This is a genomic window from Streptomyces sannanensis, assembly GCF_039536205.1.
Taxonomy (GTDB): Bacteria; Actinomycetota; Actinomycetes; order Streptomycetales; family Streptomycetaceae; genus Streptomyces; species Streptomyces sannanensis.
The window spans coordinates 3,827,963-3,843,033 of the sequence record NZ_BAAAYL010000001.1; the positions used below are offsets into that span (position 1 = coordinate 3,827,963).

13 protein-coding genes, 1 rRNA gene and 1 pseudogene are annotated in these 15,071 nt (G+C 68.0%); 12 read left to right on the forward strand and 3 right to left on the reverse strand.

Annotation, left to right across the window (positions count from 1 at the left end):
- The first annotated feature begins 6 nt into the window (after positions 1–6).
- The 4 genes from ABD858_RS18080 (at position 7) to ABD858_RS18095 (ending at position 3,928) form a co-directional block, all read left to right on the forward strand.
- The gene (locus ABD858_RS18080; protein ID WP_345038724.1) at positions 7–825 is read left to right on the forward strand and encodes a sugar phosphate isomerase/epimerase family protein; all 819 of its coding nucleotides are present in this window, start codon (positions 7–9) and stop codon (positions 823–825) included.
- Positions 822–1,430 carry a TetR/AcrR family transcriptional regulator gene (locus ABD858_RS18085; RefSeq protein ID WP_345038726.1) on the forward strand — a complete coding sequence of 203 codons (609 nt, stop codon included), beginning with the start codon at positions 822–824 and terminating at the stop codon, positions 1,428–1,430. Before ABD858_RS18080 ends, ABD858_RS18085 begins: the two co-directional genes overlap by 4 nt.
- Before the next feature lie 93 nt (positions 1,431–1,523).
- The gene (ilvD, locus tag ABD858_RS18090) at positions 1,524–3,374 is read left to right on the forward strand and encodes a dihydroxy-acid dehydratase (protein WP_345038728.1); all 1,851 of its coding nucleotides are present in this window, start codon (positions 1,524–1,526) and stop codon (positions 3,372–3,374) included.
- Positions 3,375–3,490: 116 nt separating this feature from the next.
- The gene (locus ABD858_RS18095; RefSeq protein WP_345038731.1) at positions 3,491–3,928 is read left to right on the forward strand and encodes an acetyltransferase; all 438 of its coding nucleotides are present in this window, start codon (positions 3,491–3,493) and stop codon (positions 3,926–3,928) included.
- A 12-nt stretch (positions 3,929–3,940) separates the two neighbouring features.
- On the opposite strand, the gene ABD858_RS18100 is transcribed toward ABD858_RS18095, so the two are convergent.
- Positions 3,941–6,046, reverse strand: coding sequence for a protein kinase domain-containing protein (locus ABD858_RS18100; protein ID WP_345044661.1), 2,106 nt, complete (start codon positions 6,044–6,046; stop codon positions 3,941–3,943).
- A 123-nt stretch (positions 6,047–6,169) separates the two neighbouring features.
- Between ABD858_RS18100 and ABD858_RS18105 the strand changes: the two genes are divergently transcribed.
- From ABD858_RS18105 to ABD858_RS18120, 4 genes and pseudogenes are all read left to right on the forward strand, one after another.
- Positions 6,170–6,478: a hypothetical protein gene (locus ABD858_RS18105; RefSeq protein ID WP_345038733.1), complete on the forward strand. Its 309-nt coding sequence runs from the start codon at positions 6,170–6,172 to the stop codon at positions 6,476–6,478.
- A 41-nt stretch (positions 6,479–6,519) separates the two neighbouring features.
- Positions 6,520–6,839, forward strand: a pseudogene (locus ABD858_RS18110) (hypothetical protein).
- Positions 6,840–6,861: 22 nt separating this feature from the next.
- A complete protein-coding gene (locus tag ABD858_RS18115) occupies positions 6,862–7,374 on the forward strand; it encodes a hypothetical protein (RefSeq protein WP_345038735.1) in 513 nt (170 codons plus the stop codon).
- A gap of 21 nt (positions 7,375–7,395) precedes the next feature.
- Complete coding sequence (locus tag ABD858_RS18120) at positions 7,396–8,175, forward strand: class I SAM-dependent methyltransferase (protein ID WP_345038737.1); 780 nt, start codon at positions 7,396–7,398, stop codon at positions 8,173–8,175.
- 79 nt (positions 8,176–8,254) lie between these two features.
- On the opposite strand, the gene ABD858_RS18125 is transcribed toward ABD858_RS18120, so the two are convergent.
- Entirely contained in the window at positions 8,255–8,728 is a 474-nt protein-coding gene (locus ABD858_RS18125) for a hypothetical protein (protein WP_345038739.1), read from the reverse strand.
- Between the two features lie 183 nt (positions 8,729–8,911).
- On the opposite strand from ABD858_RS18125, the gene ABD858_RS18130 reads away from it, so the two are divergent.
- From ABD858_RS18130 to proC, 3 genes are all read left to right on the forward strand, one after another.
- Entirely contained in the window at positions 8,912–9,727 is an 816-nt protein-coding gene (locus ABD858_RS18130) for an ABC transporter ATP-binding protein (protein ID WP_345038741.1), read from the forward strand.
- Positions 9,724–10,461, forward strand: a complete 738-nt coding sequence (locus ABD858_RS18135; RefSeq protein WP_345038743.1) for an ABC transporter permease — start codon at positions 9,724–9,726, stop codon at positions 10,459–10,461. The genes ABD858_RS18130 and ABD858_RS18135 overlap by 4 nt, the downstream gene beginning before the upstream one ends.
- 105 nt (positions 10,462–10,566) lie before the next feature.
- Positions 10,567–11,376, forward strand: coding sequence for a pyrroline-5-carboxylate reductase (gene proC / locus ABD858_RS18140; protein WP_345038745.1), 810 nt, complete (start codon positions 10,567–10,569; stop codon positions 11,374–11,376).
- A 223-nt stretch (positions 11,377–11,599) separates the two neighbouring features.
- Here proC and trpS read toward each other — a convergent pair whose 3' ends face one another.
- Entirely contained in the window at positions 11,600–12,601 is a 1,002-nt protein-coding gene (trpS, locus tag ABD858_RS18145; RefSeq protein ID WP_345038747.1) for a tryptophan--tRNA ligase, read from the reverse strand.
- An 853-nt stretch (positions 12,602–13,454) separates the two neighbouring features.
- Between trpS and ABD858_RS18150 the strand changes: the two genes are divergently transcribed.
- A 16S ribosomal RNA gene (locus ABD858_RS18150) occupies positions 13,455–14,980 on the forward strand.
- Positions 14,981–15,071 lie beyond the last annotated feature (91 nt).

Sequence of the window (15,071 nt, forward strand, 5' to 3'; positions counted from 1 at the left end):
TCCTTCGTGGCAGAACCTGTGGTGCGCATCCCGGATGCGAAGGTCGCCCTGTCGACGGCCTCCGTCTATCCGGAGTCCACGGCTACGGCCTTCGAGGTCGCCGCGCGCCTGGGCTACGACGGTGTCGAGGTCATGGTCTGGACGGACCCGGTGAGCCAGGACATCGAGGCGCTGCGGCGGCTCTCCGACGACCACGGGGTGCCGATCCTCGCCGTGCACGCGCCCTGTCTGCTGGTCACCCAGAGGGTGTGGTCCACGGACCCGTGGACCAAGCTCCAGCGGGCGCGGGCGGCGGCCGAGAAGCTGGGGGCGACGACGGTCGTCGTGCATCCCCCCTTCCGCTGGCAGCGGCAGTACGCCCGGGACTTCGTCACCGGGATCTGGCGCATGGCGGACGAGACCGATGTCCGCTTCGCCGTCGAGAACATGTACCCCTGGCGCTACCGCGACCGCGAGCTGCTCGCCTACGCGCCGGGCTGGGACGTCACCAAGGAGGACTACCGGCACTTCACGGTCGACCTCTCGCACGCCGCCACGGCCCGTACGGACACCCTGGCCATGGTCGACCGGATGGGCAACAGGCTGGCCCACGTCCATCTCGCCGACGGCAAGGGATCGGCCAAGGACGAGCACCTGGTGCCGGGCCGCGGCGAGCAGCCCTGCGCCGAGCTGCTGGAGCGGCTCGCGGTCTCCGGCTTCGACGGCCATGTGGTCATCGAGGTCAATACACGGCGCGCCATGTCCGCCGCCGAACGCGAGGCCGATCTTGCGGAGGCGCTGGCGTTCACCCGTTTGCACCTGGCGTCCTCGGTCCGGTTGTCATGACGGCCGAGCCGAGACGCAGGGGCCGTCCGTCCCGCAAGGACGCGGAGTCGGGCCCGGGCGCCCGGGAACGGATCCTGGAGGCGGCCCGTACGGAATTCGCCGAGCGTGGATACGACAAGACGTCGGTGCGTGGCATCGCGAAGGCCGCGGGCGTGGACCCGGCGCTGGTTCATCACTACTTCGGTACGAAGGACGAGGTCTTCGCGGCCGCCGTCGAGGTGTCCTTCGAGCCGGCCATGATCGTCCCGGCTGTACTGGGGCAGGGACCGGAGGGCATCGGGGAACGGCTGGCCCGCCACTTCCTCGGGGTGTGGGAGAACCCGGTGACGCGGGCTCCGCTGCTGGCGGTCGTGCGGTCGGCGGTGACGCACGAGACGGCGGCGACGGTGCTGCGCGGCTTCGTGCTGCGCCGGGTGCTGGAGCGCGTGGCGACGGATCTCGACGTACCGGATCCGAAGTTCCGGGCCGAGTTGGCCGCCTCGCACATGATCGGCATCGCCCTGCTGCGGTACGTCCTGCGGATGGAGCCGCTGGCCTCGGCGGATCCGGAGGAGATCGTGGCAGTGGTGGCTCCGACGCTTCAGCGCTACCTGACCGGGAACTGAGTCGGGTGTCCCGCAGTGTGGACAAATCGTCCCGGTCCTGGAGACGGGGCGTAGGCTCGTAGAAGCCACATCTGTCTGAAGGAGCGAGCGACGATGCCCGAGCTGAGGTCCCGCACTGTCACCCACGGCCGCAACATGGCGGGCGCCCGCGCCCTTATGCGGGCGTCGGGCGTAGCGAGCGAGGACATCGGCAAGCCGATCATCGCCGTCGCCAACTCCTTCACCGAGTTCGTGCCCGGCCACACCCACCTGGCGCCGGTCGGCCGTATCGTCTCCGACGCGATCCGCGCGGCGGGTGCGGTGCCGCGCGAGTTCAACACCATCGCGGTCGACGACGGCATCGCGATGGGCCACGGCGGCATGCTCTACTCGCTGCCCTCGCGCGACCTGATCGCCGACTCGGTGGAGTACATGGTCGAGGCGCACTGCGCCGATGCCCTGATCTGCATCTCCAACTGCGACAAGATCACCCCCGGCATGCTGATGGCCGCGATGCGCCTCAACATCCCGGCGATCTTCGTCTCCGGCGGCCCGATGGAGGCCGGCCAGGCGACGCTGGTGGACGGTACGGTCCGCAAGCTCGACCTGATCAACGCCATCGTGGACTCGGTCGACGACAAGGTCTCGGACGAGGACGTCCTCCGCATCGAGGAGAACGCCTGCCCGACCTGCGGTTCGTGTTCCGGCATGTTCACCGCCAACTCGATGAACTGCCTCGCCGAGGCCATCGGCCTGGCCCTGCCCGGCAACGGCTCGGTCCTCGCCACCCACACGGCGCGCAAGGCCCTGTACGAGAACGCCGGCCGTACGGTCGTCGAGATCACCAAGCGCTACTACGAGGACGGCGACGAGTCCGTCCTGCCGCGCAACATCGCCACCCGCAAGGCCTTCGAGAACGCCATGGCCCTCGACATCGCCATGGGCGGCTCCACCAACACGATCCTCCACCTGCTCGCCGCCGCCCAGGAAGCCGGGCTGGACTACGACCTCAAGGACATCGACGCCGTCTCGCGCCGCGTTCCCTGCCTGGCCAAGGTCGCCCCGAACGTCGCCCCCACCGGCACGTACTACATGGAGGACGTGCACCGCGCCGGCGGCATCCCCGCGATCCTCGGCGAGCTCCACCGCGGCGGCCTGCTCAACGAGGACGTCCACACCGTCCACTCCGTGTCCCTCGCCGAATGGCTCAAGACCTGGGACGTCCGCGGCGGCTCCCCCTCCGAGGAGGCCGTCGAGCTCTGGCACGCCGCCCCCGGCTGCAAGCGCTCCGCGACCGCCTTCTCACAGTCCGAGCGCTGGGACTCCCTCGACCTCGATGCCGAGAACGGCTGCATCCGCTCCGTCGAGCACGCCTACTCCAAGGACGGCGGTCTGGCGGTCCTCAAGGGCAACATCGCTGTCGACGGCTGCGTCGTGAAGACGGCCGGCGTCGACGAGTCGATCTGGACCTTCGAGGGCCCGGCCGTCGTCTGCGAGTCGCAGGAGGAGGCCGTCGACAAGATCCTCGGCAAGGTCGTCAAGGAGGGTGACGTCGTCGTCATCCGCTACGAGGGCCCCAAGGGCGGCCCGGGCATGCAGGAGATGCTCTACCCGACGTCCTTCCTCAAGGGCCGAGGCCTGGGCAAGGCCTGCGCCCTGATCACCGACGGCCGCTTCTCCGGCGGCACGTCCGGCCTCTCCATCGGCCACGCCTCGCCCGAGGCGGCGTCGGGCGGCGTGATCGCGCTCGTCCAGGACGGCGACCGGATCCGTATCGACATCCCGAACCGCTCGATCGACCTCCTCGTCCCCGACGAGGAGCTGGCCGCCCGCCGCGAGGCCCTCGGTGGCGTCTGCGCCCCGAAGAACCGCGAGCGCAAGGTCTCGGCCGCGCTGCGCGCGTACGCGGCGATGGCGACCAGCGCGGACAAGGGTGCGGTCAGGGACGTCTCCAAGCTGGGCTGAGCGGTCCGAGCTCCCGCCGTGTGGGCGCCCGGGGTTGGCCGGGCACCGACTCCTCGTAACGGTATGACTGCACTACGCTTCCTCGGGCTCATGTCCTGCCATGAACGAGGGAGATCATGTTACGCAGACTCGGACAGCGCCTGGCCGTCGTCGCGGCATCCGTTGCCGGCCTCGCCGCCCTGACCATCACGCCGGCCCACGCGGTGACCCCGTCGGGCCTGTGCGGCACCGGCTACTCGCAGATCGACTCGCACGTGTTCACCAACGGCAGCGTCGAGTTCGCCCGCATCTACCTCCTCTACAACACGGGCAACGGCTACAACTGCGTCGTCACACTGCACAGCTCCGCGACCGGCGGCATGCCCCTCACCACCGGCGCCTGGCTGGACGTCGCGAACGACGGCAAGGGGCAGGCGAAGGACCAGAGCGTCTACTCGTCGTACGCCGGCCCGGTGCGCCTGTACGCCGGCAACACATGCGTGAGGTGGGGCGGCATGATCGAGGCGGGCGTCAGCACCTTCACGTACACCAGCCCGTGGGAGCACTGCGGCTGACGCGCACTCATGTCACCAGCGCGCGGGATCCGCGGCGTCCACGGCGAAGACGGACCCGTCGGGGGCGGAGGCGAACACCTTCCCCCCGACGGCGACGGGCGCGGGGAGGGCCGGTATGAAGGTGTACTTCCCGTCAGCCATCCGGGGCTTGGTCTGCCCGAGGAGGCGGCCCTTGGCCGCGTCGACGGCCAGGAGCCTGCCGTCGGCGGCGGTGAGGTAGACGTGCCCGTTGGCGACGACGGGTTGCGATGCCCTCGCTGCGGACGTCTCCAGCCGCCATGGTTGCGTCCCCGCCTCGGTATCGACGGCCAGAAGAGATCCGCCGGCCCCGAAGACATAGACAGTGTCGCCGTCAACTGCGCCCTGCGCCTGGGATATGGGGGCATCGAGGCGGATACGGCGGATCGACCGCGTCGCGATGTCGAGCCGGACGACTGCGTCAGCGTCGGTCACGCTGTCCAGGGACAGCAGGAACAGGGCGCCATCGGCGGTGCCGACTGGCGTGAGAATGCCCGGCACGCGTCGTGTCCACAGCACGTTGCCGTTGTCCGGACTGATGGCCTTGACCGAAGTGGTCGCGCTGTCTTTCGCGACGGTGGTCAGATAGAACGGTCCATCGTCGGCGGATAGCAGCTCGGTGCCGCTGCTGCCGAGCTGCCGCGCCCAACGGCGCGTTCCCGTGGTGCTGTCGAGTGATGTGACGACGCCGTCCGGCCTCGCCACCAGGACTGAGTCCCCAGCGGGGTGGAGCGTGGAGAACGCGTCTGCCTTTGCGCTCCAGCGCAAGCCGCCTGAGCTGGGGTCGAGGGCCTCGATCTGGTCACTTCCCGGCTGAGGCGGGATCAGCAGTAGTCCGCCTGCCGGCACGGGGGGCATGTCTCGGTCAGTCGCAGTGGACCGTTCCGACCAGGCTGCCTCACCGCTGTCCAGGTTCAGTCGCACGGCCTTGATTTCGCCCACTGTGCAGTAGAGGGCGTTGTACGCGGAGGAACAGTAGGGGGTAGGACTCTTTTCCATGCTGGTCAGGGGCACGGACCAGGGGTGGAACGCCACCTGAGCAGCCACAGGCGGCCGAGGCTTGGCGTCCTGGATGTTGTTGTTCGAGGGCACAGCCAAGAAGGCCAGTCCACTCGCTGCCAGCGTCAGCGCCACGGCGGCCGCCACAGCCCAGCGGTGGCGCCCGCTGCGCTTCGGAAGCGTGGTTTCAGTTGGCGCGGGAGACGCCGAAGCGTCCGTGGGGTTCTTGAGTGGACTCGGGAACTGCTGCGTTCGTATGAATGCCTCGGTCCCATAGGCGGCGGAACGCAAGGAGACCATCAGGTCATCAGGGGAGGGCCGTTCTGCCGGGTCCTTGGCGAGGCAGCGGCGGATCAGCGGTTCGAGATCCTCGGGCACGCCTGTCAGTTCCGGCTCGTCGTGTACGACCTGATAGGCGACCAGATAGGGACTGTCCGAATCGAAGGGGCCGCTCCCGGTCGCCGCATGCACCATCACGGCACCCATGGCGAATACATCGGCAGCCGGCCCCACTTCACGGGGCCGCTGGAACTGCTCGGGAGCCATGAAGGGCGGTGTGCCGATCAGCTTGCCCGTCTCCGTACGAAGATCGCTGTCCGCGGGCCGGGAGATTCCAAAGTCGATGACCTTGGGACCGTCGGCGGCGAGCAGCACATTGCTGGGCTTGAGGTCGCGGTGCACAACACCGGCGCGGTGGATGTCGCGCAGCGCCTCGGCGAGGCCCGCGCCGAGCCTGCGAACCTGCACAGCATCCATGGGGCCGTTCTGCTTCACCTGCTCGGCCAAGGTGGGGCCGGGGATGAACCGCGTGGCCATCCAAGGCCGTTCCGCGTCCGGGTCGGCGTCCACGACCGGCGCGGTGAAGGCGCCGCTGACCTTGCGAGCGGCCGACACCTCCTGCCGGAACCGTGCTCGGAACTCAGGATCCCTGGCGTGCTCCGCATGGACGACCTTGATGGCGAGACGCATGCCGGAGACGGAGGTGGCCAGATGGACGACCCCCATGCCACCCGTGCCAAGGCGAGCTCCGAGACGGTACTGCCCTGCGTATTCCGGATGTTCCGCCTTCGGGCTGAACCCGTCGCTGCGCAGCGGCGGCATCGCCCACCCCCGTGTGTTCGTCCGCAAGCGCGATACATGGAGAGTAGTCGATGATGCGTGCGATACCGCTGGGGCTTGCTAGCCTGCGGAATGCAAGAGTGAACCTCAAGGGGGGAGGGCCACATGACTGGTGAGAACACCGAGGCCACCGTCGAGCAGTTGGCCGCTGCGGATTCAATCGCGAAGTACTACCCAGTTGCCCCGGGTGTGCGTCTGAACGTCCGTAGTGGGCCTGGCACCCAGTACCGGATCGTCAAGGTTCTTCCGGAGGGGGGAAGCGTCCCGGTCAACTGCCAGTGCCCTGGCACGACGGTGACCGGCCCGTACGGCACGACGAATCTGTGGGACAACATCGCGAACGGCCAGTTCGTGTCTGACGCGTACGTGAAAACTGGCAGCGACGGCTACGTGGCTGTCCGCTGTGGGGGCTGAAGGCGGACAGCGTGACCATGGACAGAAGGCGCGCGCTCGCCATGGGCGCCGGACTCGCAGCCGGCGCCGTCACGGCGGCCACGGCCACCGAGGCGCAGGCAGAGACATATGCGAAGTACTACCCAGTGGCTCGCCCGACGTCAATCTGAACGTGCGCAGCGGACCTGGGACTCAGTACCGGATCGTGGACGTCCTCTCGTCTGGGGTTCGCGTGCCGATCAACTGCCAGGTCCCCGGCGAGACAGTAACGGGCCCTTACGGCACGTCGAACCTCTGGGACAACATCGTGAACGACACGTTCGTATCTGATGCCTACGTGTACACAGGCAGCGACGGATACGTCGCCACTCGTTGCTCCTGACCGCCCGGGGATAATCGACCTCGTGAGCGAGAACGACAGCACCCCGCCGACGCCCGCCGGACCGCAGCCCGAGTCCCTTCGGTTCTTCGGGACGACCTGGGTCGGCCACGACGACGGGTACGGGCTGCGGCGCGTCGGCGTCGCCGTGGGGTCGCTGCTCGCCGCTGCGGCCGGGTGCTTCGTCCTGCGGTTCGCCTACGAGGGCCTGGTCACCGCCCAGGTCGGCGGTTTCGTCAACCTCCTCGTGGTTGTGATGTTCGCGATCTGCAGTGCCATAGCCTTCCAGCGCACCTGGGACGGCTTCTCGCGCCGCCCGGCCGACCCCGCGCGCGAGGCGCAGCTGCGCAGCCTCAAGGCGATCGGTTTCATCGGCGCGCTCGTGGCCTACTTCTTCCGCTCGCTTGCCGAGGCCCCCGGTGAGCGGCTGCTCCGCACCGAGTACGAGACGGCCCTCGCCCAGTACGAGCGCCGCCGCGGCACCCGCGCCGGCAACCCGGCTGTCCGAAAGAAGCCGAAGCCCAAGCGGAAGAAGTGATCCGAGGCCCACGATGAGCGCATGACGCAGACGACTCGCGCGCTCTCCTTCGACCAGGTCGCCGCCCAGTACGCCGCCGCCCGCCCCGGTTATCCGCCCGCGCTCTTCGGTGCCGTCGAGGACATCGCCGGCAGCCCCCTCAAGGGCGCCGACGTGGTCGACGTCGGCGCCGGTACCGGCATAGCCACCGCCCTTCTGCGTGACCGAGGCGCCCACGTCATCGCCGTCGAGCCGGGCCCGGGCATGGCCGCCCGGCTGCGCAGCGCCCTCCCCGACGTACCTCTCGTGCTCGGGACCGGTGATGCCCTGCCACTTGCCGATTCCTCCGTCGATTTCATCACCTACGCCCAGGCCTGGCACTGGACCGACCCGAAGCGTTCCGTTCCCGAGGCCATCCGGGTCCTGCGGCCGGGCGGGACCCTCGCCCTGTGGTGGAACGTGTCGGACCCGGACGTCGCCTGGGCGGCCGAGCAGGATGCGCGGCTCGCCCGCAGCTTCAACGGCGTCGGGGGGAACCGGCACCCCTACAGCGTTACCCGGAAGGCGCCGGAGATCCTCCGTGACCTGGACCCGGCCCTCGAACCGGTCTATCGCTGCCTGCGCTGGAGCCGGCGTGTCCCGCTCGACTCGCACATCGCCAATCTCGGCAGTCACTCCGTCTTCAGGATGGTCGGCCCGAACGTGGCCGCCGCATTCCTGGCCCACGAACGCACCCGCCTCCTGCGCATCTTCCCCGACGGGATTGTCGAGGAGGCCTACGCCGTGGACCTCACGGTGGTGCGAAAGCCGGGCCGCCCGTAACGCTCCTCCTTGCCTGTCGGCTCGCGGAGGCGGCCCGGCAGGCATGGCGTGCCTGCGGGCCGTCGGCCGACTCCCGCCCTCAGTGCCCTTCGGCGGTGCCGACGCCGCGGCCCATCCTCCCGACGAGCCCGACGACACCCGCGACCACCGCACCCCGCCACAGCCCGTCCCACAGGCCGCTGAAGAAGCCTCCGGTCGTCAGCGCCTGACGTATCAGCACATCCGAGACGACCATCAGTGCGGCCGGCACCGCCGCCACCCGCCAGGGGTGGGCCGCCGCCCATCGCCGTATCCGCCGGTCCTCACGGTCCTGCCGGCCGAGCCCGGGGAGCACCGCGCCCGCACCGCCGACCAGGAAGAACAGCATCAGTGCGACGGACACCGCGCCGGCCGCCTCGCCCCGCCCGAGCCCGCCGCTGATCGTGCCGATGAGCAGTGAGACACCGCCGCCCAGGGCGCCCACCACGGCGGCGGCCCGCCACGGTCCGAGAGTCGCCGACGCGACGGCGAGGTGCCGCCGCTCGGCCTTGGAGATTTCGCCGTTCCGCGTCATACAGCCACGGTCCTCCCGTGCCAAGTGCCGCCGCCATGGGGGATGACCCTGATCTGTCCCCGACTTGCCCCCGAGTCCCGAGCCCCGAGTTCCGTATCCCCTGCCCCGCTTTCCCCGTCGCGCATCCCGAGGGCGCCGCAGCGGGCCTTGACCGGTGGCTGCCCCTGCCGCATTATTCATCGCATGATGAATTACGCTCCCGAGTCAACGGCGACAGACGGGGCCGCCATCAGGGCCCGCGGCCTCACCGTCGTGCGCGGCACGCGCACCGTCCTGCGCGGACTCGACTTCGACGTGCCGCGCGGCCGGATCACCGGCCTGCTCGGCCCCTCCGGGTGCGGCAAAACGACCCTCATGCGATCCGTCGTCGGCACCCAGGCCAAGGTCAGCGGCACCCTGGAGGTCCTCGGCCACCCCGCGGGCGAAGCGTCCCTCCGCCCCCGCATCGGATACGTCACCCAGGCCCCCTCGGTCTACGACGATCTGACGGTCCGCCAGAACCTCGACTACTTCGCCGCCGTCCTCGACCCCGGCCGCGCCTCCGCCTCCCGCCGTCGCGAAGCCGTCACCCAGGCCATCGCCGACGTCGACCTCGCCACCCACACCGGCGCCCTCGCCGGAAACCTCTCCGGCGGCCAGCGCAGCCGCGTCTCCCTCGCCGTCGCCCTGCTCGGCACGCCGGAACTCCTCGTCCTCGACGAGCCGACCGTGGGCCTGGATCCCGTGCTCCGCCGCGATCTGTGGGCCCTCTTCCACACCATCGCCGAGCAGCGGCGCACGACCCTCCTGGTCTCCTCCCACGTCATGGACGAGGCCGAGCGCTGCCACAGCCTGCTCCTCATGCGCGAGGGCGAGATCCTCGCGGAGGACACCCCGGACGCCCTTCGCGCCCGCACCGGCTGCGCCACCGTCGAAGAGGCCTTCCTCCAACTGGTCGACGAGGCCGCCGGACGACCTGCCGTACAGCAGCACCAAGCCCCCGAGGAGCTCGCGCGATGAACCTCTCCCGTACGCTCGCGACCGCCGCCCGCGTCCTGCGCCAGCTGCGCCACGACCCGCGCACGATCGTGCTGATGCTCCTCGTCCCCTGCGTGATGATCTTCCTGCTGCGGTACGTGTTCGACGGCAGCCCTCAGACCTTCGACGCCATCGGCGCCTCGCTGCTCGGCATCTTCCCGCTGATCACGATGTTCCTGGTGACCTCGATAGCCACCCTGCGTGAACGCACCAACGGCACCCTGGAGCGGCTGCTCGCCATGCCCCTGGGCAAGGCCGATCTGATCGCCGGCTACGCCCTGGCCTTCGGCGGCCTCGCCATCGTCCAGTCGGCCCTCGCCACCGCGCTCTCCATCTGGGGCCTCGGCCTCGACGTCACCGGCTCGCCCTGGCTACTGCTGCTCGTCGCTCTGCTGGACGCCCTGCTCGGCACGGCCCTGGGCCTCTTCGTCTCCGCTTTCGCGGCATCCGAGTTCCAGGCGGTGCAGTTCATGCCCGCGGTGATCTTCCCGCAGCTGCTTCTGTGCGGCCTGTTCACCCCGCGCGACAGGATGCAGCCGGCCCTGGAGGCCGTCTCCGACGTGCTGCCCATGTCGTACGCCGTCGACGGCATGAACCAGGTCCTCCGGCACACGGACGTCACCGCCGCCTTCGTCCGCGACGCCCTGGTCGTCGCCGGCTGCGCCGTCCTCGTTCTCGCCCTCGGCGCCGCGACCCTCCGCCGCCGCACCGCCTGAACCCACCCCCGTACCGCCCCTCGGACACCTGCCACGTGCCCGCGCCCCCAGTGCGAGGATGTGGAGGGTACGTACATACGCACCCCCACCGGCGAGGTGACCCGCATGACCCAGACCGTCGCAGTCCTTGGCACCGGAAAGATCGGCGAGGCCCTGCTCAGCGGCATGATCCGGGCCGGCTGGCCCTCCGCCCACCTGCTGGTCACCGCCCGTCGCGCCGATCGCGCGGAAGAGCTGCGCACCCGCTACGGCGTCGAGGTCGTCACCAACGCCGAGGCCGCCAAGCGGGCCGACACCCTCATCCTGACCGTCAAGCCGCAGGACATGGGCAAACTCCTCGACGAGCTCACCCCCCATGTCACCTCCGAGCGCCTCGTCATCAGCGCGGCCGCCGGCATCCCCACCGCCTTCATCGAGGAGCGTCTCGCCCCCGATGTGCCCGTCGTCCGGGTCATGCCGAACACCCCCGTACTCGTCGACGAGGGCATGTCCGTCATCTCGGCCGGCAGCCACGCCACGGCGGCCGACCTGACCCACGCCGAGGAGATCTTCGGAGGCGTCGGCAAGACCCTCCGTGTCCCCGAGTCCCAGCAGGACGCGGCCACCGCGCTCTCCGGATCGGGACCGGCGTACTTCTACTACCTCGTCGAGGCCATGACCGATGCCGGAATCCTGCTCGGTCTGCCTCGCGCCCAGGCGCACGACCTGATCGTGCAGGCCGCCATCGGCGCCGCGGTCATGCTCCGCGACAGCGGCGAGCACCCGGTCAAGCTCCGCGAGGCCGTCACCTCCCCCGCCGGTACGACCATCAGCGCCATCCGCGAGCTGGAGAACCACGGTGTACGGGCCGCCTTGATCGCCGCACTCGAAGCGGCCCGCGACCGCAGCCGCGAACTCGCCTCCGGCAACGGCTGAGCCACAAGCGACCGCCGCCCCCCCGACGCGCTCCATGTGTCGGGGGGTGCGGCGGCCGGGGACGCGGGAAATCCCGCCCTACGCGAGTGAGACCCGCGGCGATCAGCTCGCCCCTCGTCACCACCCGCGCGAAGTGTCCACCGTGCAATGACACCGCCGTCACCCGCGTCAGCTCGTCCGCCGTTGCCGTCCCCGGACGGCGCGACTACCGCGCCGCTTTCCGTCAGCCGACGGGCGGCAGCAGCCCCACCGCCCGATAGGCCCGGTCCACCACCGGCCGCGCGAGCTTCCTGGCCCGTTCGGCCCCTGCCCTCAGCACCTCGTCCACATATCCCGGATCGGCCACCAGTTCCGCATGCCGCTCACGCAGGGGCCGTAGCAACTCCACGACCGCCTCCGCCGTGTCCTTCTTCAGAGCGCCGTACGACCTGTACGCACCGGCCAGCTCCTCCGGGTCCCCGCCCTCGCACGCAGCGAGCACATCGAGCAGATTCGCCACCCCGGGCCGGCGCTCCCGGTCGTACTCCACGTCCTGACCACTGTCGGTCACCGCGCGCATGATCTTCTTCCGCACGACATCGGCATCGTCCAGCAGATAGACGATCCCGCCCGTGGCCGTGTGCGACTTGCCCATCTTGGAAAGCGGCGACTGCAGATCCATCACTCGCGCCGCCACCGGCGGATGCGTCGCCCTCGGTACGACGAAGGTGTGCCCGTATCGCTGGTTGAACCGTTCCGCCAGATCCCGCGTCAGCTCGACATGCTGCGTCTGGTCGTCACCCACGGGCACTTCTTCCGTCCTGTACGCCAGGATGTCGGCCGCCATCAGCACCGGATACGTCAGCAGTGACAGCCGTACGCTCCCACCCCGCGCCCGTTCCTGAGCCGCCTTCTCCTTGTACTGAATCATCCGCCGCATTTCCCCGTCCGTGGCGGTGCACTCGAGCAGGTACGAGAGGCGAGTGTGCTCGTCCACATGGCTCTGTACGAATACGGTGCACAGCTTCGGATCCAGGCCGGCGGCCAGCAGCACGGAGGCGGCCTGCCTGCTCAGTCTGTGCACCCGCGCCGGATCGTGTTCCACGGTCAGGGCATGCAGATCGACCACGCAGAACAGCGCGTCGGCCCCGTGCTGGTCGATCTCGGCCCACCGGCGGACGGCTCCCAGGTAGTTGCCCAGTGTCAGATGCCCGGTCGGCTTGACCCCGCTGAAGATCCGCGTCATCTCTCCCTTGTCCCTCCGTGTCGGAGCCGCCGCGCCGGGCGGCCCTGGCTCCCCGGGAGGAGATACGCGAACGGCCGCCGAGGCGGCGGCCGTTGAGCGCATACGTGTCTGTCGGCCGCCGTCAGGCGGCCCACCACTGAAGAGTGCACGTACGCGTAGTCATGCAGGCCAGGGTAGCCCTCCCGGCCCCGAGTTGACACAGGTTTGCCGGAACCGTAGTGTTCTCCGAGTTGTCCGACGTGAGAGCCGACTCAGGTCGGTCCCCGGGCAACCATTCCGTAAGAACCACACCAAGCGAGCGGCATGCCGTCGTCTCGTTTTCCGTGCGCTTTTGCGAAATGAGGAATCCGCGTTCGAAGAGCGCAGCCCCGATTGGCTTCGGGGAGCAGGAATCCGCTAAAGTCTCACTCGTCGGAACGGCCCAAAAGTCGGGAAGGCAACCCCCTCTGACTGGGAATCAGACGCCGAAAGGATCTGATAGAGTCGGAACCGCCGGAAAGGGAAACGCGAAAGCGGAGAACTTCACGGCAGCCCGCTCCAGCGGGTGGCGGAAACGGAAATCGGATCTGCTAAGCTGGAAACACCGAAGGGAAGCGCCCGGAGGAAAGCCCCAGAGAATGTCGCTGCGGGTGAGTACGAAGGAAGCGTCCGTTCCTTGAGAACTCAACAGCGTGCCAAAAATCAACGCCAGATTAGTTGATACCCCGTCTCTCTTGAGACGAGGTTCCTTTGAAAAGTCCTACTTGCCCTTGTGGTGGGTAGGCGAAAACACAGCGAGGACGCTGTGAACGGTCGGATCATTCCTCCGACTGTTCCGCTCAACGCGAGTGTCACTCCCGATTACGGGAAAACATTCACGGAGAGTTTGATCCTGGCTCAGGACGAACGCTGGCGGCGTGCTTAACACATGCAAGTCGAACGATGAAGCCCTTCGGGGTGGATTAGTGGCGAACGGGTGAGTAACACGTGGGCAATCTGCCCTTCACTCTGGGACAAGCCCTGGAAACGGGGTCTAATACCGGATATCACTCTCTCTCGCATGGGAGAGGGTTGAAAGCTCCGGCGGTGAAGGATGAGCCCGCGGCCTATCAGCTTGTTGGTGGGGTAATGGCCTACCAAGGCGACGACGGGTAGCCGGCCTGAGAGGGCGACCGGCCACACTGGGACTGAGACACGGCCCAGACTCCTACGGGAGGCAGCAGTGGGGAATATTGCACAATGGGCGAAAGCCTGATGCAGCGACGCCGCGTGAGGGATGACGGCCTTCGGGTTGTAAACCTCTTTCAGCAGGGAAGAAGCGAAAGTGACGGTACCTGCAGAAGAAGCGCCGGCTAACTACGTGCCAGCAGCCGCGGTAATACGTAGGGCGCAAGCGTTGTCCGGAATTATTGGGCGTAAAGAGCTCGTAGGCGGCCTGTCACGTCGGATGTGAAAGCCCGGGGCTTAACCCCGGGTCTGCATTCGATACGGGCAGGCTAGAGTGTGGTAGGGGAGATCGGAATTCCTGGTGTAGCGGTGAAATGCGCAGATATCAGGAGGAACACCGGTGGCGAAGGCGGATCTCTGGGCCATTACTGACGCTGAGGAGCGAAAGCGTGGGGAGCGAACAGGATTAGATACCCTGGTAGTCCACGCCGTAAACGTTGGGAACTAGGTGTTGGCGACATTCCACGTCGTCGGTGCCGCAGCTAACGCATTAAGTTCCCCGCCTGGGGAGTACGGCCGCAAGGCTAAAACTCAAAGGAATTGACGGGGGCCCGCACAAGCAGCGGAGCATGTGGCTTAATTCGACGCAACGCGAAGAACCTTACCAAGGCTTGACATATACCGGAAACGGCCAGAGATGGTCGCCCCCTTGTGGTCGGTATACAGGTGGTGCATGGCTGTCGTCAGCTCGTGTCGTGAGATGTTGGGTTAAGTCCCGCAACGAGCGCAACCCTTGTTCTGTGTTGCCAGCATGCCCTTCGGGGTGATGGGGACTCACAGGAGACTGCCGGGGTCAACTCGGAGGAAGGTGGGGACGACGTCAAGTCATCATGCCCCTTATGTCTTGGGCTGCACACGTGCTACAATGGCCGGTACAATGAGCTGCGATGCCGCGAGGCGGAGCGAATCTCAAAAAGCCGGTCTCAGTTCGGATTGGGGTCTGCAACTCGACCCCATGAAGTCGGAGTTGCTAGTAATCGCAGATCAGCATTGCTGCGGTGAATACGTTCCCGGGCCTTGTACACACCGCCCGTCACGTCACGAAAGTCGGTAACACCCGAAGCCGGTGGCCCAACCCCTTGTGGGAGGGAGCTGTCGAAGGTGGGACCAGCGATTGGGACGAAGTCGTAACAAGGTAGCCGTACCGGAAGGTGCGGCTGGATCACCTCCTTTCTAAGGAGCACATAGCCGACTGCGAGCAAATGTCTCGCACGGTTGCTCATGGGTGGAACGTTGATTATTCGGCACGATCGGGATGAGGACT